Annotated in this window: 16 protein-coding genes; 15 read left to right on the top strand and 1 reads right to left on the bottom strand. The window is 40.5% G+C overall.

What is annotated here, in order from left to right; translation table 11 throughout:
• Nucleotides 1–310: 310 nt before the first annotated feature.
• From glpK to HT719_RS02780, 13 genes are all read left to right on the top strand, one after another.
• On the top strand, nucleotides 311–1,819 hold the full coding sequence (gene glpK, locus HT719_RS02840) for a glycerol kinase GlpK (RefSeq protein ID WP_101514807.1): 1,509 nt from the start codon (nucleotides 311–313) through the stop codon (nucleotides 1,817–1,819).
• A gap of 41 nt (nucleotides 1,820–1,860) precedes the next feature.
• Nucleotides 1,861–3,687 carry a type 1 glycerol-3-phosphate oxidase gene (glpO, locus tag HT719_RS02835; RefSeq protein ID WP_172928175.1) on the top strand — a complete coding sequence of 609 codons (1,827 nt, stop codon included), beginning with the start codon at nucleotides 1,861–1,863 and terminating at the stop codon, nucleotides 3,685–3,687.
• 69 nt (nucleotides 3,688–3,756) lie between these two features.
• Nucleotides 3,757–4,461: an MIP/aquaporin family protein gene (locus HT719_RS02830; protein ID WP_023941164.1), complete on the top strand. Its 705-nt coding sequence runs from the start codon at nucleotides 3,757–3,759 to the stop codon at nucleotides 4,459–4,461.
• Nucleotides 4,462–4,795: 334 nt separating this feature from the next.
• The gene (locus HT719_RS02825) at nucleotides 4,796–4,927 is read left to right on the top strand and encodes a teichoic acid D-Ala incorporation-associated protein DltX (RefSeq protein WP_000813667.1); all 132 of its coding nucleotides are present in this window, start codon (nucleotides 4,796–4,798) and stop codon (nucleotides 4,925–4,927) included.
• 20 nt (nucleotides 4,928–4,947) lie between these two features.
• Complete coding sequence (dltA, locus tag HT719_RS02820; protein WP_172928173.1) at nucleotides 4,948–6,498, top strand: D-alanine--poly(phosphoribitol) ligase subunit DltA; 1,551 nt, start codon at nucleotides 4,948–4,950, stop codon at nucleotides 6,496–6,498.
• Nucleotides 6,495–7,739, top strand: coding sequence for a D-alanyl-lipoteichoic acid biosynthesis protein DltB (dltB, locus tag HT719_RS02815; RefSeq protein ID WP_172928171.1), 1,245 nt, complete (start codon nucleotides 6,495–6,497; stop codon nucleotides 7,737–7,739). Before dltA ends, dltB begins: the two co-directional genes overlap by 4 nt.
• Nucleotides 7,740–7,752: 13 nt before the next feature.
• Entirely contained in the window at nucleotides 7,753–7,992 is a 240-nt protein-coding gene (dltC, locus tag HT719_RS02810; protein ID WP_000351967.1) for a D-alanine--poly(phosphoribitol) ligase subunit DltC, read from the top strand.
• Entirely contained in the window at nucleotides 7,985–9,253 is a 1,269-nt protein-coding gene (dltD, locus tag HT719_RS02805) for a D-alanyl-lipoteichoic acid biosynthesis protein DltD (RefSeq protein ID WP_172928169.1), read from the top strand. Before dltC ends, dltD begins: the two co-directional genes overlap by 8 nt.
• 151 nt (nucleotides 9,254–9,404) lie before the next feature.
• A complete protein-coding gene (gene adcR, locus HT719_RS02800; protein WP_050208104.1) occupies nucleotides 9,405–9,845 on the top strand; it encodes a zinc-dependent transcriptional regulator AdcR in 441 nt (146 codons plus the stop codon).
• Nucleotides 9,845–10,549, top strand: a complete 705-nt coding sequence (locus HT719_RS02795) for a metal ABC transporter ATP-binding protein (protein WP_023934246.1) — start codon at nucleotides 9,845–9,847, stop codon at nucleotides 10,547–10,549. The genes adcR and HT719_RS02795 overlap by 1 nt, the downstream gene beginning before the upstream one ends.
• Nucleotides 10,542–11,348: a metal ABC transporter permease gene (locus tag HT719_RS02790; RefSeq protein WP_000950038.1), complete on the top strand. Its 807-nt coding sequence runs from the start codon at nucleotides 10,542–10,544 to the stop codon at nucleotides 11,346–11,348. The genes HT719_RS02795 and HT719_RS02790 overlap by 8 nt, the downstream gene beginning before the upstream one ends.
• Nucleotides 11,349–11,357: 9 nt before the next feature.
• Nucleotides 11,358–12,863, top strand: a complete 1,506-nt coding sequence (gene adcA / locus HT719_RS02785; protein ID WP_000724077.1) for a zinc ABC transporter substrate-binding lipoprotein AdcA — start codon at nucleotides 11,358–11,360, stop codon at nucleotides 12,861–12,863.
• 924 nt (nucleotides 12,864–13,787) lie between these two features.
• Entirely contained in the window at nucleotides 13,788–14,753 is a 966-nt protein-coding gene (locus HT719_RS02780) for a DUF3644 domain-containing protein (protein WP_000793783.1), read from the top strand.
• 741 nt (nucleotides 14,754–15,494) lie between these two features.
• Here HT719_RS02780 and HT719_RS02775 read toward each other — a convergent pair.
• Complete coding sequence (locus HT719_RS02775) at nucleotides 15,495–16,352, bottom strand: 5'-nucleotidase, lipoprotein e(P4) family (protein ID WP_000833516.1); 858 nt, start codon at nucleotides 16,350–16,352, stop codon at nucleotides 15,495–15,497.
• Nucleotides 16,353–16,594: 242 nt separating this feature from the next.
• On the opposite strand from HT719_RS02775, the gene HT719_RS02770 reads away from it, so the two are divergent.
• The gene (locus HT719_RS02770) at nucleotides 16,595–17,494 is read left to right on the top strand and encodes an SPFH domain-containing protein (protein WP_000963957.1); all 900 of its coding nucleotides are present in this window, start codon (nucleotides 16,595–16,597) and stop codon (nucleotides 17,492–17,494) included.
• 202 nt (nucleotides 17,495–17,696) lie between these two features.
• Nucleotides 17,697–19,370, top strand: a 1,674-nt coding sequence (locus HT719_RS02765) for a G5 domain-containing protein (RefSeq protein ID WP_240156544.1), incomplete at its 3' end; no start/stop codon positions are given.

Below are 19,370 nucleotides of genomic sequence, written 5' to 3'. Positions count from 1 at the left end.
TCCCCTTTTTTATATTTTGAGGTGTTTTTAGTTATTAACAATATTATATCACACTATGAATGGGTATTAAATAATTGCATTATGTAAACTTTTCATATCGTAAATCTTAGCAAAAATACTCTTATTAGCTACTTCTTCATTAAAATAGGTTATTAAATCTAACTTTTGAGGCCTTTTTTGTGAAATTCACACAATCTCCTCACATTTTTTAAAAAATTAAAAAAAGTTGATGAACAGGAAAGCGCTTTATTTTGTATACTAGTAAGTGTAAAGAGGGAACACCTCAAGATCTTTATCAGGAGGACAGCACATGTCACAAGAAAAATACATCATGGCCATTGACCAGGGAACTACAAGTTCTCGTGCCATCATTTTCAACAAAAAAGGGGAAAAGGTTAGCTCGAGTCAAAAAGAGTTTACCCAGATTTTCCCTCAGGCAGGTTGGGTAGAGCACAATGCCAATGAAATTTGGAATTCCGTCCAGTCTGTTATTGCTGGAGCTTTCATCGAAAGTGGTGTGAAACCAAGTCAGATTGAGGCAATCGGGATTACCAACCAACGTGAAACAACGGTCGTTTGGGATAAGAAAACAGGACTTCCTATCTACAATGCTATCGTTTGGCAATCACGTCAGACAGCTCCTCTGGCTGAACAGCTGAAAAGCCAAGGTTATGTGGAAAAATTCCATGAAAAGACTGGTTTGATTATTGATGCTTATTTCTCTGCTACCAAGGTTCGTTGGATTTTGGATCATGTAGAGGGCGCTCAAGAGCGAGCAGAAAAAGGGGAATTGCTCTTTGGTACTATCGATACTTGGTTGGTTTGGAAATTGACTGACGGTGCGGCTCACGTGACGGATTACTCAAATGCAGCTCGTACCATGCTTTATAACATTAAAGAACTCAAATGGGATGATGAGATTTTGGAAATTCTCAACATTCCTAAGGCTATGCTGCCAGAAGTTCGTTCTAACTCTGAAATCTACGGTCAGACAGCGCCATTCCATTTCTACGGCGGACAAGTCCCAATTTCAGGTATGGCTGGGGACCAACAAGCAGCCCTCTTTGGACAGTTGGCCTTTGAACCTGGTATGGTCAAGAATACTTATGGAACAGGATCTTTCATCATCATGAATACTGGTGAAGAAATGCAGTTGTCTGAAAACAACCTCTTGACAACCATTGGTTACGGAATCAACGGTAAGGTTTATTATGCCTTGGAAGGTTCTATCTTCATCGCAGGAAGTGCTATTCAGTGGCTTCGTGATGGTCTTCGCATGGTTGAAAATTCACCAGAATCTGAAAAATATGCTCGTGATTCTCACAATGATGATGAAGTTTATGTCGTTCCAGCCTTTACAGGACTAGGAGCACCATACTGGAACCAAAATGCTCGCGGTTCTGTCTTTGGTTTGACTCGTGGAACAAGCAAAGAAGACTTTATCAAGGCAACTCTTCAATCAATTGCTTATCAAGTACGTGATATTATTGACACAATGCAGGTGGATGCTCAAACAGCTATTCAAGTATTGAAAGTGGATGGAGGTGCAGCCATGAATAACTTCCTCATGCAGTTCCAAGCTGATATTTTAGGCATTGACATTGCACGCGCTAAAAACTTGGAAACAACAGCTCTAGGAGCAGCCTTCCTAGCAGGTTTGTCAGTAGGTTACTGGAAAAACTTGGATGAGTTGAAACTTTTGAACGAGACAGGAGAACTCTTTGAACCATCGATGAACGAATCGCGCAAGGAACAACTCTACAAGGGCTGGAAGAAGGCTGTGAAAGCAACGCAAGTCTTTGCGGAAGTAGACGACTAATACTGGCAGAATAAAGCGATTTATTTAGAAGGTGTGTAAATATGGAATTTTCAAAGAAAACACGTGAATGGTCAATTAAAAAAATGCAGGAACGCACCCTGGATCTCTTGATTATCGGTGGAGGAATCACAGGGGCTGGTGTAGCCTTGCAGGCGGCAGCTAGCGGTCTTGAGACCGGTTTGATTGAAATGCAGGACTTCGCAGAAGGAACATCCAGCCGTTCAACAAAATTGGTTCACGGCGGTCTTCGCTACCTCAAACAATTCGACGTAGAAGTAGTATCAGATACGGTTTCAGAACGTGCAGTAGTACAACAAATTGCTCCACACATTCCAAAACCAGACCCAATGCTCTTACCAGTTTACGATGAAGATGGAGCGACCTTTAGCCTCTTCCGTCTTAAAGTAGCCATGGACTTGTACGACCTCTTGGCAGGTGTCAACAATACACCAGCTGCTAACAAGGTTTTGAGTAAGAATCAAGTCTTGGAACGCCAGCCAAACTTGAAGAAAGAAGGCTTGGTAGGAGGTGGAGTGTATCTTGACTTCCGTAACAACGATGCGCGTCTCGTGATTGAAAACATCAAACGTGCCAACCAAGACGGTGCCCTCATTGCCAACCACGTGAAGGCAGAAGGCTTCCTCTTTGACGAAAGTGGCAAGATTACAGGTGTTGTAGCTCGTGATCTCTTGACAGACCAAGTATTTGAAATCAAGGCCCGTCTGGTTATTAATACAACAGGTCCTTGGAGTGATAAAGTACGTAATTTGTCTAATAAGGGAACGCAATTCTCACAAATGCGCCCAACTAAGGGAGTTCACTTGGTAGTGGATTCAAGCAAAATCAAGGTTTCACAGCCAGTTTACTTTGACACAGGTTTGGGTGACGGTCGTATGGTCTTTGTTCTCCCACGTGAAAACAAGACCTACTTTGGTACAACTGATACAGACTATACAGGTGATTTGGAGCATCCAAAAGTAACTCAAGAAGATGTAGATTACCTACTTGGTATTGTCAACAACCGCTTCCCAGAAGCGAATATTACAGTTGCTGACATTGAAAGTAGCTGGGCAGGTCTTCGTCCATTGATTGCAGGGAACAGTGCCTCTGACTATAATGGTGGAAATAACGGTACCATCAGTGATGAAAGCTTTGACAACTTGATTGCGACTGTTGAATCTTATCTCTCCAAAGAAAAAACACGTGAAGATGTTGAGTCTGCTGTCAGCAAGCTTGAAAGTAGCACATCTGAGAAACATTTGGATCCATCTGCAGTTTCTCGTGGGTCTAGATTGGACCGTGATGATAATGGTCTCTTGACTCTTGCTGGTGGTAAAATCACAGACTACCGTAAGATGGCTGAAGGAGCTATGGAGCGCGTGGTTGATATCCTCAAAGCAGAATTTGACCGTAGCTTTAAACTCATCAACTCTAAGACCTACCCTGTTTCAGGTGGAGAATTGAATCCAGCAAATGTGGACTCAGAAATCGAAGCCTTTGCGCAACTTGGAGTTTCACGTGGCTTGGATAGCAAGGAAGCCCATTACCTAGCAAATCTTTACGGTTCAAATGCACCGAAAGTCTTTGCCCTTGCTCACAGCTTGGAACAAGCGCCAGGACTCAGTTTGGCAGATACTTTGTCCCTTCACTATGCAATGCGCAACGAGTTGACTCTTAGCCCGGTTGACTTCCTTCTTCGTCGTACCAACCATATGCTCTTTATGCGTGATAGTTTGGACAGCATCGTTGAGCCAGTTTTGGATGAAATGGGACGATTCTATGACTGGACAGAAGAAGAAAAAGCAACTTACCGTGCTGATGTAAAAGCAGCTCTTGCTAATAATGATTTAGCAGAATTAAAAAATTAAGAAAAAATAAAAGAGGTGGAGGGTAGCAATCCTTGTCGCCCGCCCCTTCTTTTTGATGGAGACAGAAAGATGATGAATGAATTATTTGGAGAATTTTTGGGAACTTTAATCCTGATTCTTCTAGGAAATGGTGTTGTTGCAGGTGTGGTTCTTCCGAAAACCAAGAGCAACAGCTCAGGTTGGATTGTGATTACTATGGGTTGGGGGATTGCAGTTGCGGTTGCAGTATTTGTATCTGGAAAACTTAGTCCAGCTCATTTAAACCCAGCTGTGACTATAGGTGTGGCCTTGAAAGGTGGCCTGCCTTGGGCTTCCGTTTTCCCATACATCCTAGCTCAGTTTGCAGGGGCTATGCTCGGTCAGATTTTGGTTTGGTTGCAATTCAAACCGCATTATGAGGCAGAAGAAAATGCAGGAAATATCCTGGCAACCTTCAGTACTGGGCCAGCCATCAAGGATACAGTTTCTAACTTGATCAGTGAAATCCTAGGAACCTTTGTTTTGGTCTTGACAATCTTTGCTTTGGGTCTTTATGACCTTCAAGCAGGAATCGGAACCTTCGCAGTGGGAACTTTGATTGTTGGTATCGGTCTATCACTAGGTGGGACAACAGGTTATGCCTTGAACCCTGCACGTGACCTTGGACCTCGTATCATGCATAGCATCTTGCCAATTTCAAACAAGGGAGACGGAGATTGGTCTTACGCTTGGATTCCTGTTGTGGGACCTATTATCGGTGCAGCCTTGGCAGTGCTTGTATTCTCACTTTTCTAGTTTATACTCTTCGAAAATCTCTTCAAACCACGTCAGCGTCGCCTTACCGTACTCAAGTACAGCTTGCGGCTAGCTTCCTAGTTTGCTCTTTGATTTTCATTGAGTATTAGAAAACAATTATTTTGATAGAGCTTGAGATGGAAATCTCAGGCTTTTTTCTTTTGAAATAGACATAGAAAAACCGCATAATCCTTAAAATAAGCTGAAATCTATTGGAAACATACGGTAAACAATTGAAAAGATACTATATAAAGTGGTACAATGGTAGAAAAATAAGCTAGTAAGAATCACTCTTATTTTAGCGAAAAATTACAGAAATGAATGGTTTTTCTTGATGAAACAGAGAAAAGAATTGTACCTCTTTCTTGGTCGGACAGCCTTGTATTTTCTTATCTTTCTAGGGCTGCTTTACTTCTTTAGCTATCTTGGTCAGGGTCAAGGAAGCTTTATCTATAATGAATTTTAACTTGAAGGAGAATCCCTATTGTGTCAAATAAACCAATAGCAGATATGATTGAAACCATTGAGCATTTTGCTCAGACACAGCCTAACTATCCTGTTTACAATGTTTTGGGGCAGGAACATACTTATGGCGATTTAAAGGCTGATTCGGATAGTTTGGCTGCAGCCATTGACCAACTAGGCTTGCCTGAGAAGTCTCCTGTGGTTGTTTTTGGTGGCCAAGAATATGAAATGTTGGCAACCTTTGTAGCGCTGACTAAGTCAGGTCATGCCTATATTCCTATTGACAGCCATTCGGCCTTGGAGCGAGTTTCAGCTATTTTAGAAGTAGCGGAGCCAAGCTTGATTATTGCCATTTCAGACTTTCCATTGGAGCAGGTTTCTACACCGATGATGAATCTAGCTCAGGTTCAAGAAGCCTTTGCTCAAGGGACTAGCTATGAGATCACGCATCCAGTCAAGGGCGATGATAACTACTACATTATCTTTACTTCTGGTACGACTGGTAAGCCTAAGGGAGTGCAGATTTCCCATGATAACCTCCTCAGCTTTACCAACTGGATGATTACGGATAAGGAATTTGCGACGCCAAGTCGTCCGCAAATGCTGGCTCAGCCACCTTATTCTTTTGACCTGTCTGTCATGTACTGGGCGCCGACCTTGGCACTGGGTGGTACGCTTTTCGCTCTTCCTTCAGCTATTACTCAGGACTTTAAGCAACTCTTTGCGACTATCTTTTCATTGCCGATTGCTATCTGGACATCAACCCCTTCTTTTGCAGATATGGCCATGTTGTCAGAAGACTTCAATAGTCAGAAAATGCCTGGAATCACGCATTTCTACTTTGATGGCGAAGAATTGACGGTCAAAACAGCTCAAAAACTACGTGAGCGTTTCCCGAATGCCCGTATTATCAATGCCTACGGCCCAACAGAAGCGACAGTAGCCCTATCAGCAGTTGCTGTGACAGACGAGATGCTAGCGACTCTCAAACGCCTACCAATCGGCTATACCAAGGCTGATTCTCCAACCTTTATCATTGACGAGGACGGCAATAAATTGCCAAATGGTCAACAGGGAGAAATCATTGTGTCAGGACCAGCTGTTTCAAAAGGATATATGAACAATCCTGAAAAAACAGCGGAAGCCTTCTTTGAATTTGAAGGTCTGCCAGCCTATCACACAGGCGATGTGGGAACTATGACAGATGAAGGCTTGCTTCTCTACGGCGGACGCATGGACTTCCAGATTAAGTTCAACGGTTACCGCATTGAGTTAGAAGATGTCTCTCAAAATCTTAATAAGTCTCGCTATATCAAGTCTGCTGTCGCAGTACCGCGCTATAATAAGGACCACAAGGTACAAAATCTGTTGGCCTATGTCATCTTAAAAGACGGTGTTCGTGAACAGTTTGAACGTGATATCGATATTACCAAGGCTATCAAGGAAGATTTAACAGATATCATGATGTCCTACATGATGCCGTCTAAATTCCTTTATCAAGACAGTTTGCCACTGACTCCAAATGGAAAGATTGACATTAAAGGATTGATTAACGAGGTGAATAAGAGATGATGGAGTTCTTTCAACAGCTTCCTCATTTAGAGCCATACGGCAATCCTCAGTATTTTGTCTATGTGATTGCTGCAACCTTGCCCATCTTTATCGGCCTCTTTTTCAAGAAACGCTTTGCCTGGTATGAAGTGCTGGTTAGCCTCTTCTTTATCGTCACCATGTTGGTAGGTGGGAAGACCAATCAACTAGCTGCCTTGGGTATTTATCTGTGCTGGGAAATATTGCTCGTACTCTTCTACAAGCATTATCGAAAAAGTAAGGATGGCCAGTGGGTCTTCTACCTAGTTAGCTTTCTGTCCCTTCTTCCGATTATCTTTGTCAAGGTGCAGCCAGCTATCAATGGAACGCAGTCTTTGCTTGGATTTTTGGGAATTTCTTATTTGACGTTTCGTTCGGTTGGGATTATCATCGAGCTGAGAGATGGAGTGATTAAGGATTTTACCCTCTGGGAATTCCTCCGTTTCCTTCTCTTCATGCCGACTTTTTCAAGTGGCCCAATCGATCGCTTTAAGCGGTTTAATGAAAATTATCAGACCATTCCTGAGCGGGATGAGTTGATGGATATGCTGGATGAATCTGTTCGCTATATCATGTGGGGATTTTTGTATAAGTTTATCCTAGCTCATGTTTTAGGAGAGACCTTGTTGCCTCCTTTGAAGAATCTAGCCTTGCAGTCAGGTGGCTTCTTTAACCTCTATGCCTTGGCAGTTATGTATACCTTTGGTCTGGAACTTTTCTTTGACTTTGCAGGTTATTCTATGTTTGCCTTAGCCATCTCAAATTTAATGGGAATCCGTAGCCCTATCAACTTTAACAAGCCCTTTTTATCAAGGGATTTGAAGGAGTTTTGGAATCGCTGGCATATGAGTCTGTCTTTCTGGTTCCGTGACTTTGTCTTTATGAGAATGGTCATGGTATTGACCAGAAAGAAGGTCTTTAAAAATCGCAATGTAACCTCAAGTGTAGCCTACGTTGTCAATATGCTGATTATGGGATTTTGGCACGGTGTGACCTGGTACTACATCGCCTATGGACTCTTTCATGGGATTGGACTGGTTATCAATGACGCTTGGATTCGCAAGAAAAAAACGCTCAATAAGGAACGGAAAAAAGCAGGGAAGCCTGCTCTACCTGAGAATCGCTGGATTCAGTTGCTTGGCATGGTTGTCACCTTCCATGTCGTCATGCTGTCATTCTTAATCTTTTCTGGATTCTTGAATGATTTATGGTTTAAAAAATAAAAGGAAATAAAATATGGATATCAAATCAGAAGTTATCGAAATTATTGATGAGTTGTTTATGGAAGATGTTTCTGACATGATGGATGAAGATCTTTTTGATGCAGGTGTCTTGGATAGTATGGGAACGGTTGAATTGATTGTGGAGATTGAGAACCGTTTTGACATTCGTGTCCCTGTAACAGAGTTTGGTCGCGACGACTGGAATACAGCTAATAAAATCATAGCTGGTATTGTGGAGCTACAAAATGCTTAAACGCTTATGGATGATCTTCGGACCGGTCTTGATAGCTGGTTTGTTGGTTTTTCTGCTCATTTTCTTTTATCCTACTGAGATGCATCATAATCTAGGAGCTGAAAAGCGTTCAGCGGTGGCTACTACTATCGATAGTTTTAAGGAGCGAAGTCAAAAAGTCAGAGCACTATCTGATCCAAATATGCGTTTTGTTCCCTTCTTTGGCTCTAGTGAATGGCTTCGTTTTGACGGTGCTCATCCTGCGGTATTAGCTGAGAAATACAATCGCTCCTACCGTCCTTATCTTTTAGGACAGAGGGGAGCTGCATCGCTTAACCAGTATTTTGGAATGCAACAGATGTTGCCACAACTGGAGAATAAACAAGTTGTGTATGTTATCTCACCTCAGTGGTTCAGTAAAAATGGCTATGAGCCAGCAGCCTTCCAGCAGTATTTTAATGGAGACCAGTTGACCAGTTTTCTGGAACATCAATCTGGAGATCAGGCTAGCCAATATGCGGCGACTCGCTTACTACAGCAGTTTCCCAACGTAGCTATGAAGGATTTGGTTCAGAAGTTGGCAAGCAAAGAAGAATTGTCGACGGCAGACAATGAGACGATTGAATTATTGGCTCGGTTTAATGAACGCCAGGCTTCCTTTTTTGGACAGTTTTCAGTTAGAGGCTATGTTAATTATGGTAAGCATGTAGTTAAGTATTTAAAGACCTTGCCAGACCAGTTTTCTTATCAAGCAATAGAAGATGTTGTCAAATCAGATGCAGAAAAGAATACTTCCAATAATGATCTGGGAATGGAGAATGATTTCTATAATAAGCAGATTAAGAAGGATTTGAAGAAATTAAAGGATTCTCAGAAAAACTTCACCTATCTCAAGTCGCCAGAGTATAATGACCTGCAGTTAGTTTTAACCCAGTTTTCTAAATCCAAGGTAAACCCGATTTTTATCATTCCACCTGTTAATAAAAAATGGATGGATTATGCTGGTCTACGAGAGGATATGTACCAACAAACGGTGCAGAAGATTCGCTACCAGTTAGAGAGTCAAGGTTTTACCAATATAGCAGATTTTTCTAAGGATGGCGGGGATCCTTTCTTTATGAAGGATACCATCCACCTTGGTTGGTTGGGTTGGTTGGCTTTTGACAAGGCAGTTGATCCTTTCCTATCCAATCCCACACCAGCTCCGGCTTACCATCTGAATGAGCGCTTTTTCAGCAAAGATTGGGCGACTTATGATGGAGATGTCAAGGAATTTCAGTAGATGAATGACAGAAGAGTTCAAGAATGAAGCCTATTTTCACGTTTTTTCTTGACTCTTTTTTTGCTTGTGATATAATTAACTGGTAAACAAAATTCAACAGAATAGTATTTTTCTCTTAAAAAAGAGAAGTTCAAAAGGAAAGGAGTCAGATATGAGACAGCTAGCGAAGGATATCGATGGCTTTTTGAATGAGGTGATTTTACAGGCGGAAAACCAACATGAAATCCTAATAGGTCATTGCACTAGTGAGGTGGCCCTGACCAATACCCAGGAGCACATTCTCATGCTTTTGTCAGAGGAATCTTTAACAAATTCAGAATTGGCACGTCGCCTCAATGTCAGTCAGGCGGCAGTTACCAAGGCCATTAAGTCTTTGGTCAAGGAAGGGATGTTGGAAACATCTAAAGATCCTAAGGATGCGCGTGTGGTTTTTTATCAGTTGACTGACTTGGCTCGTCCAATCGCTGAGGAGCATCATCATCACCATGAGCATACACTTTTAACCTATGAACAAGTGGCGACTCAGTTTACTCCAAATGAACAAAAAGTGATCCAGCGGTTTTTGACTGCTTTAGTAGGAGAAATCAAATAATGAGATATATTACGGTAGAGGATTTATCCTTCTATTATGATAAGGAGCCCGTTCTTGAACATATCAATTATAGTGTTGATAGTGGGGAATTTGTTACCTTGACGGGGGAGAATGGGGCGGCTAAGACGACACTGATCAAAGCCAGTCTTGGAATTCTTCAGCCACGCATTGGAAAGGTGACCATTTCAAAGACAAATACTCAGGGAAATAAATTGAGAATAGCCTATCTTCCCCAGCAGATTGCCAGTTTTAATGCTGGTTTTCCAAGTACGGTTTATGAATTTGTCAAGTCGGGTCGCTATCCGAGAAAAGGCTGGTTCCGTCGCTTGAATGCTCATGATGAGGAGCATATCAAGGCTAGTCTGGACTCAGTTGGCATGTGGGAACATCGAGACAAACGCTTGGGTTCTCTATCTGGGGGACAAAAGCAGCGAGCGGTGATTGCGCGCATGTTTGCTTCGGATCCAGATGTGTTTATCCTAGATGAGCCGACAACGGGGATGGATGCAGGAAGTAAAAATGAATTTTACGAACTCATGCACCACAGCGCCCATCATCATGGCAAGGCTGTTTTGATGATTACCCATGACCCTGAAGAAGTTAAGGACTATGCGGACCGCAATATCCATCTAGTCCGTAACCAAGACTCACCATGGCGTTGTTTCAACGTTCATGAGAATGACCAGGAGGTGGGCCATGCTTAGTTTATTATCTTATGACTTTATGCAACGCGCCTTTCTGGCGGTTATTGCTATGAGTCTTTTCTCGCCAGTTCTTGGAACCTTCCTTATCTTGCGTCGTCAGAGTTTGATGAGTGATACTCTTAGCCACGTCTCGCTGTCGGGTGTAGCTTTTGGTCTGGTTCTGGGGATTTCTCCGACTGTTTCTACGATTGCCATTGTCTTGATTGCGGCGGTCTTTCTGGAGTATCTCCGTACGGTTTACAAGAGCTTTATGGAAATCGGGACAGCTATCCTCATGTCAACAGGTCTGGCTGTTTCTCTGATTGTCATGAGCAAGGGTAAAAGCTCCAGTTCTATGAGTTTGGACCAGTACCTTTTTGGTTCGATCGTGACTATCAGTGAAGAGCAGGTCATTTCCCTCTTTGTCATTGCGGCGGTTGTCTTGATTTTGACCTTCCTCTTCCTTCGTCCGATGTATATCCTGACCTTTGATGAGGATACGGCCTTTGTGGATGGCTTGCCAGTTCGTACCATGTCCATTCTTTTTAACATGGTGACAGGGGTGGCCATTGCCCTTATGATTCCTGCTGCGGGAGCTCTTCTGGTATCGACTATCATGGTCTTGCCAGCTAGTATTGCCCTGCGTCTGGGGAAAAACTTTAAATCGGTTATGCTGTTAGCCAGTGCTATTGGATTTTTGGGAATGGTAGCAGGACTTTACATTTCCTACTATGCAGAAACACCTGCAAGTGCAAGTATTACCATTATTTTTGTAACTGTTTTCTTACTAATTAGTTTAGTAAGACGTTTTATCAAATAGGAGACTAAGATGAAAAAAATTAGCTTATTGCTAGCCAGTTTATGTGCCTTGTTTTTAGTGGCTTGTTCCAATCAAAAACAGGCAGATGGCAAACTCAATATCGTGACAACCTTTTACCCTGTCTATGAATTTACCAAGCAAGTCGCAGGAGATACTGCTAATGTAGAACTCCTCATCGGTGCTGGTACAGAACCCCATGAATACGAACCGTCTGCCAAGGCAGTTGCCAAAATCCAAGATGCAGATACCTTCGTTTATGAAAATGAAAACATGGAAACTTGGGTTCCTAAATTGCTAGATACTTTGGATAAGAAAAAAGTGAAAACCATCAAGGCGACAGGCGATATGTTGCTCTTGCCAGGTGGTGAGGAAGAAGAGGGAGACCATGACCATGGAGAAGAAGGCCATCACCATGAGTTTGACCCCCATGTTTGGTTATCACCAGTTCGTGCCATTAAACTAGTAGAGCACATCCGTGACAGCTTATCGGCAGATTATCCTGATAAAAAAGAGACCTTTGAAAAGAACGCATCTGCCTATATCGAAAAATTGCAAACATTGGATAAGGCTTATGCAGAAGGCTTGTCTCAAGCCAAACAAAAGAGCTTTGTGACTCAGCACGCAGCTTTTAACTACCTTGCCTTGGACTACGGTCTCAAGCAAGTATCAATCTCAGGTCTCTCACCAGATGCAGAGCCATCAGCTGCACGTCTGGCAGAATTGACAGAGTACGTCAAGAAAAATAAAATCGCCTATATCTACTTTGAAGAAAATGCCTCACAAGCCCTTGCTAACACACTTTCAAAAGAGGCAGGTGTCAAAACAGATGTCCTTAATCCTTTAGAAAGTCTGACAGAAGAGGACACCAAGGCGGGAGAAAATTACATCTCTATCATGGAGAAAAACCTCAAGGCTTTGAAACAAACAACGGACCAAGAAGGTCCAGCAATCGAGCCTGAAAAGGCAGAGGATACCAAGACAGTTCAAAATGGTTACTTTGAGGATGCAGACGTCAAGGACCGCACCTTGAGTGACTATGCAGGTAACTGGCAATCAGTTTATCCTTTCCTTGAAGATGGAACTTTTGATCAAGTCTTTGACTACAAGGCTAAGTTGACTGGTAAGATGACTCAGGCTGAGTACAAGGCCTACTATACAAAAGGCTATCAGACAGATGTGACTAAGATTAATATTACTGATAACACTATGGAATTTGTTCAAGGTGGACAAAGTAAGAAATATACTTATAAGTATGTTGGAAAGAAAATCTTAACTTACAAGAAAGGTAATCGTGGTGTGCGCTTCCTCTTTGAAGCGACAGATGCGGACGCTGGACAGTTCAAGTATGTTCAGTTTAGTGACCACAATATCGCCCCAGTTAAGGCAGAACATTTCCATATCTTCTTTGGAGGCACCAGCCAAGAAGCCCTCTTTGAAGAAATGGATAACTGGCCAACCTACTACCCAGATAACCTATCTGGACAAGAAATCGCCCAAGAAATGTTGGCACATTGATTAGAAACCGACTAGTTCATAGGAGCTAGTTGGTTTTTTGATACTAGATGGCTAACTTCATTATAGACCTTTCCAGAACTTTAAAAAATAAATAAAACTCTTGAAATATCTGGATCTGTATGTTAGAATAATTTTATCGGATAAGGTTCATTAGAACACCAAAGCCCCTAACTACTGCCATAGTTAAGGGGTGTTTTGGTATATTCTACAGGAATAGAAAAAGACCCTCTAAACTTTGTAGAGAGCCTTAAAAAATCAAAATAAAAAGATACCCCCCAGCACATAGGAATGCTCAACCTTTCAGTCTACCCCATTCTGGGACCCAGCGTTTATCCTTCACAAGTTATCTTATTGAGTCCATTATATCACACTTATGGAAAATGTAAGAAATTTGTATAGTATTTTTAAATGAATTGATGAAAAATCAAATACCTTTCAGAACTAAGGAACTTTAAATAATAAATAAAACTCTTGAAATATCTGGACCTGTATGTTAGAATAAAATCGATAGGCAAGGTTCATTAGAACACCAAATCCCTTAACTAGTGCGATAGTTAAGGGGTGTTTTGGTATATTCTACAGGAATATATAATCCTAGTTTTCTAATTTGCTCTTTGATTTTTGTTGAGTATAAACATTTTAACAAAAAAGTTAGTCTTTAATAAAAGAAGCGATATAGTGATATTAGAAATTCTCTTGTAATTCTGATATGTCTGCGTATTTTTCGTAAGTTACCTGTTTAGTAATCAGATGTCAGTTAAGGGCTTGATGTTTTATAAAAGAAAATTATGGAGGAAGGGAAATCCGACTTTATAAACTAAACTGTAAAAAACGGCAAATTTGACAAATGAATAAGAAAAAAATAAAAAGCAACTGTTTTTATTAAAAAGATTGCTTAATAGTTAGATTGGAGGGAAGAAAAATATGAAAAATTTAAGTCAACGACTTGTTGATAAAAGTGTTGAGGCCTTTATTATGGGGCTGGAAATTTACAACAAGCCTACAATCAAATATCGTATTGAAGGATTCAGTTTTTTCATATGTAATGCTTGGGAGTTGATGTTGAAGTCTGAAATGCTAAATAGAAATCTATCAATCTATTTTAAGGATAATCCAGATAGAACTCTCAGCCTTGAAAATGTTATCAAGAAAATTTATTCCGATGATAGTACACGAATTCGACTAAATCTGGAGCGTATTATTGAGCTTAGAAATATCAGCACACATTATATTACAGAGGATTACGAACTAAAGTACGCTCCACTATTTCAAGCGTGTGTACTTAACTATGTCAATGAACTTCAGAGATTTCATGGTAGAGACATCACTGAGACCATTGCACAAAATTTCCTAACTATATCAGCAAGTTATGAGCCTCTGACAAATGAACAAATCAGACTAAAATACCCAGCGGAAATTGCAGAAAAGTTTATTCAGCAAGCAAATGCTATAGATGTTCTTGTTTCTGAGTATAATTCAGATAAATTTGCAATCGGTGTAAAACAAAACCTATACATCACAAAGAAAAAGTCTGAAGCTGACTTCGTTGTCTCAATTGCAAATCAATCTCCCTCTCAAGTAGCAATAGTAAAAGATTTAAAAGATCCATCAGAGACTCACAAATATTCATACGGGAATATCATCTCAGTTGTAAATGATCGATTAAACAAGAAGAATATCAAATTAAATTATAAATCTGGTTTCAATCAATATGTTCTAACCTTAATCATTGATTTCTATTCAATAAAAACTGACGAGAAATTTGCATATTGCCATAAAATAGGTAAGTCTGAGCACTATACCTATTCACAGCAATTTGTTGACTTTATCATTACAGAAATAGAAAAAGACCCTCTAAACTTTGTAGAGAGCCTTAAAAAATCAAAATAAAAAGATAACCCCAGGCACATAGGAATGCTCAACCTTTCAGTCTACCCCATTCTGGGACCCAGCGTTTATCCTTCACAAGTTATCTTATTGAGTTCATTATATCACACTTATGGAAAATGTAAAGAAATTTGTATAGTATTTTTAAATGAATTGATGAAAAATCAAATACCTTTCAGAACTAAGGAACTTTAAATAATAAATAAAACTCTTGAAATATCTGGGCTTATATGCTAGAATGTAGTTAATGGATAAGGTTCATTAGAACACCAAATCCCCTAACTAGTGCCATAGTTAAGGGCTTTTTTGACGTATCTTAGCGATTTAACGGGTGTTGATAGGCTAGTCAGTCGGTCTACTTCTTACCATCTAGCCATTTGCAAACGAAATACAAGATGATTCCAGCTATGACGTCTGCTATAATAGTAAGAGCGAGCTCTGGGATAAGGCTCATTAGTTTCACCTCCTCTCACGAACCCATAGGAACGTAATCGGTAACCGATGACAAAAATAGTATACCACAATAAATTTATATCATCAAGGTCACTTAATGCTTGAAATATAGGGTCTAGGCGACAAAGTCTTTAAAATCAGAAAAACGTATAGTATCAGATGTATAAAAGCTTGATGTTATATCAATTAAAAAAGTGGATAGGAAAGTTTTCTGATTATCAGAATTCCTTCCTATCCACTTTTTGAAGATTGTAAGTTAACCTTAGTTTATATAGAATCAGCTTATTTGTTTTATTTATTAAAACCTTGCAAAGCCTTTTGGCGTTCTTCCACTTGACCTTTAGCATCCAATTTATTGCCAGCGTAGACAGCTGTTTCCCATGATCCGTACATTGGATTTGGGAAGATGATGAATTTTTCACCGAATTCTTTTTGCAATTCTTCAAGTTGTTTATCACGGTCAGATTCAGAAATCTTCGAAAAATCTGCAAAGTCTACGAGGTTATCACCAAATAGTAATACTAGATTAGTTTTCTCTTGAACTGCTTGGCGACGCCCTTCTTTGGATTTTACACCACTTTCTAAGAGCATGAGGTGATCACGCCCTTGTACAGGGATTCCTTCGTTTTCTAGATTTTTAATCGTAGCATCTATTTGATTAACTGAGCGGTCAGAAATATAGTAAATTTGGATGCCGTTTTGATTGGCAAATTGAAGAAACGTCTTGGCTCCTGGGACGGCTTTTGCTGCAGCTTTTTGAACCCAAATATCCCAATTTTCAGGTGTGAATGCTGTTCCGTCTTTGATATTTTGAACTTGATAAGGACTATTATCTAAGACTGTTTCATCTAAGTCCAAAATGATTGAATAAGGCTTGTCTGATTCTGTTTTCAGTAATTCCTTTAGACGATCTGTGGCAACATTATAACCTTGTAGATACAAGGCTTTGGTTTCAGCTGATTTTTGATACCAAAGGGTTGACATAGTATTTTCTCTTGACCGTAGTTGGTCATATGTCATTGTAATCTGATTATCAGATGAGCTCTTATTGCTTGTCTGTGTTTCTGTAGACTTTGTTGCACAACTAGATAATAAGACGACAGATGCAAGTGCAGAAAGGATTGTAACAGTAGTTTTTGCTGATTTCATGAAATATCTCCTATTCATTAATTTCATAAATAGTATAGCACGAGAGAAAAGTTAAGGCAAGTCATTCTCTGACTATGGATGAAGATTCTATAGAAGTTAATGCAGTGAAAAAAAAGAGATTACTAACTTGAAATGCAGTTTCACCTCTAATTATTGACATTTCAGGAAAAATCGCAGTAAAAACGGCACAGCCTTCTTTAAATGTGATATAATACTAGAAAAATACTTGTGGAGGTTCCATTATGGCAATATTTTTCATGATTTTTCTGATTGTTTGTGTGCTCCTATTGGTGATAGTCACACTGAGTACAGTTTATGTGGTTCGTCAGCAGTCGGTGGCGATTATTGAACGCTTTGGGAAATACCAAAAGGTTTCCAACAGCGGTATTCATATTCGCTTGCCTTTTGGGATTGACTCGATTGCAGCACGCATTCAGTTGCGCTTGCTGCAAAGTGATATTGTGGTTGAGACCAAGACCAAGGACAATGTGTTCGTGATGATGAATGTAGCGACTCAGTACCGTGTCAATGAGCAGAGCGTGACAGATGCCTACTATAAACTCATGCGTCCAGAATCTCAGATTAAATCTTATATCGAAGATGCTCTTCGCTCTTCTGTTCCCAAATTAACCTTGGACGAATTGTTTGAGAAAAAAGATGAGATTGCCCTTGAAGTTCAACACCAAGTAGCAGAAGAAATGACCACTTACGGCTACATTATCGTGAAAACCTTGATTACTAAGGTGGAGCCAGATGCAGAAGTTAAGCAATCCATGAATGAAATCAATGCGGCGCAACGCAAACGGGTCGCAGCGCAAGAATTGGCAGAAGCCGATAAAATTAAAATCGTCACTGCAGCTGAAGCCGAAGCAGAAAAAGACCGCCTTCATGGTGTGGGGATTGCCCAACAACGTAAGGCAATTGTGGATGGCTTAGCAGAGTCTATCACCGAACTCAAGGAAGCCAATGTTGGCATGACAGAAGAACAAATCATGTCCATCCTATTGACCAACCAGTATTTGGATACCTTGAACACCTTTGCCTCTAAAGGAAATCAAACTATCTTTTTACCAAATACGCCAAATGGTGTGGATGATATCCGTACACAAATCTTGTCAGCTCTTCGCGCTGAGAAGAAATAATAGACTAAAGAGCTTGGCAACAGGCTCTTTTTGTATTGTTTTTGTTAAGAAAAACAAAAAACATTGATATACATTTAACTAAAAATTATTGTATATTGTCTACTTTAATTAGGAATGATAAGGGAATAACTAGAAAGATTTGTGAATACAGATTATTTCTGATATACTAAATATACAGTAATAATGAATGATGGGAGATGGGATGAAAGAATTTCAATTTGAGAGAAAGCAGCGTTTTTCTTTGAGGAAATATGCAATAGGAGCTTGCTCGGTCTTGCTAGGAACGAGTTTATTTTTTGCTGGTATGGGTGCTCAGCCTGTACAGGCTACAGAAACGAGTTCAACACTAATTTCAAGTCATTATTTGGATGAGCAGGATTTACCTGAAAAGCTAAAATCTGAGTTGCAATGGTTTGAAGAAAATAAAATTGAGGTAAAAGAGGGAAAAGAATACTACTTTATCTATCGAAAATTGGCTACAAGATTACCAGAAACAGGTCTTTTTTCTAATGATGGGATGTTTATCTTGGGAGCAGGATTATTATTGCTTTCCTTCACTTTAATCAAGAGAAAAAGGGGAGCGTCTTACTTCCTTGTGACAGTCTTTGCTGTTGGTGGCTGGGTAGCATCCATCTCTGCTTTAGAAAATTTGGTAGAATTGCAACCAGCCCTTGTTAAGAGAGTAGAAGGTCAGTTTCTACCAAGTCCTGAAAGAGTCCAAGGATACGAATTTACGGGATATTATTTGGTAAGAGATAGTGCTAGTAAGGAACTTTCTGTTGATAAGGTAGAGTCGCCAGCATTATCTCAAAAGGAGGAAAGTTCAGAACCTCAATCTAAGAAGATTGTACCACAGACTGCATCTCATTTTAGCTCGACTGAAGACCTTGTGCAATCTCCTCAACCATCCTACGCAGTTGAGAAAATTGTTGAAGCTCCTGATGAAATTGTGCCTATAGGGCCTAAGGAAGAAGTTGCAGGAAATCCCAAAGTAGAACAACCGAAAGCAGAAGATAATAGTGATTATAAAACAAGTCCTGAGGAAGGTGTGTTAAATGCCACAGTAGAGAAACCAGAATTGCTAATCACTACAGAGGAGGTTGTTTTCCAAACGATAGAACAAGAAGATGCAACCTTAGCTAAAGGGCAAACTAAAGTTGTTCAAGAAGGTGTTGTTGGTGAACGCACCATCTATACGGAAGTCACTATCGTTAATGGGGAAAAATCTAGCAAAGTTATAGAAAATATAATCACAAAAGATCCGGTGGACAAGGTGATTGTAGTTGGGACTAAGGAAGAAGTTGCACCAAAACCAACACAACCTGTAACTCCAGATCTAGAGGAAAGTAGACCAGTTCAACCTGAAAAAACTCCAATAGTAGAGAATGAAACAGAGACAAAACCAGCTGATGGAATAGGACAATCAAGACCAGGAGCAGAAGAAACGCCGGGTACAGAAGCAACACCAGGAGAGAAACAAACACCTGACAAACCCAAAGCCGAGCCGAAGCAACCAGAACCAGCAAGCCCAGCCGTGGAATCAGGGGGTGAGGAAAATCAAACTCATGCCCCACAAGGTACTGAGTCTAATCAACCATCTAAAGAAACTGCTGAGACCAAAGATTCTGAACCAGCAACCCCAGCCGTGGAATCAGGACGCGAAGAAGATCAATCTCTTGCGGAACAAAAGGGTGAGGAGAAACAGCTGGAGAATTCAGTTGAGGGGGTAAAAGATGTTGGTGAGTCTGCCCCACAAGGTACTGAGTCCCAGCCACCATCTAAAGTAGCTGCTGAGACCAAAGATTCTGAGCCAGAAAGCCCAGCCATGGAATCAGGGGGCGAGGAGAATCAAACTCTTGCCCCACAAGGTACTGAG

It is taken from the genome of Streptococcus sp. k-378 (assembly GCF_013277505.1).
Taxonomy (GTDB): Bacteria; Bacillota; Bacilli; order Lactobacillales; family Streptococcaceae; genus Streptococcus; species Streptococcus pseudopneumoniae.
Note: the sequence above shows the minus strand (reverse complement) of the source record. Positions and strands in the feature narration are given on the sequence as shown.

Excerpts from the sequence above, each read along its gene's own strand:
- glpK (WP_101514807.1), top strand. The coding sequence starts at position 311 with ATGTCACAAGAAAAATACATCATGGCCATTGACCAGGGAACTACAAGT.
- glpO (WP_172928175.1), top strand. The coding sequence starts at position 1,861 with ATGGAATTTTCAAAGAAAACACGTGAATGGTCAATTAAAAAAATGCAG.
- HT719_RS02830 (WP_023941164.1), top strand. The coding sequence starts at position 3,757 with ATGATGAATGAATTATTTGGAGAATTTTTGGGAACTTTAATCCTGATT.
- HT719_RS02825 (WP_000813667.1), top strand. The coding sequence starts at position 4,796 with ATGAAACAGAGAAAAGAATTGTACCTCTTTCTTGGTCGGACAGCCTTG.
- dltB (WP_172928171.1), top strand. The coding sequence starts at position 6,495 with ATGATGGAGTTCTTTCAACAGCTTCCTCATTTAGAGCCATACGGCAAT.
- dltC (WP_000351967.1), top strand. The coding sequence starts at position 7,753 with ATGGATATCAAATCAGAAGTTATCGAAATTATTGATGAGTTGTTTATG.
- dltD (WP_172928169.1), top strand. The coding sequence starts at position 7,985 with ATGCTTAAACGCTTATGGATGATCTTCGGACCGGTCTTGATAGCTGGT.
- adcR (WP_050208104.1), top strand. The coding sequence starts at position 9,405 with ATGAGACAGCTAGCGAAGGATATCGATGGCTTTTTGAATGAGGTGATT.
- HT719_RS02795 (WP_023934246.1), top strand. The coding sequence starts at position 9,845 with ATGAGATATATTACGGTAGAGGATTTATCCTTCTATTATGATAAGGAG.
- HT719_RS02790 (WP_000950038.1), top strand. The coding sequence starts at position 10,542 with ATGCTTAGTTTATTATCTTATGACTTTATGCAACGCGCCTTTCTGGCG.
- adcA (WP_000724077.1), top strand. The coding sequence starts at position 11,358 with ATGAAAAAAATTAGCTTATTGCTAGCCAGTTTATGTGCCTTGTTTTTA.
- HT719_RS02780 (WP_000793783.1), top strand. The coding sequence starts at position 13,788 with ATGAAAAATTTAAGTCAACGACTTGTTGATAAAAGTGTTGAGGCCTTT.
- HT719_RS02775 (WP_000833516.1), bottom strand. The coding sequence starts at position 16,352 with ATGAAATCAGCAAAAACTACTGTTACAATCCTTTCTGCACTTGCATCT.
- HT719_RS02770 (WP_000963957.1), top strand. The coding sequence starts at position 16,595 with ATGGCAATATTTTTCATGATTTTTCTGATTGTTTGTGTGCTCCTATTG.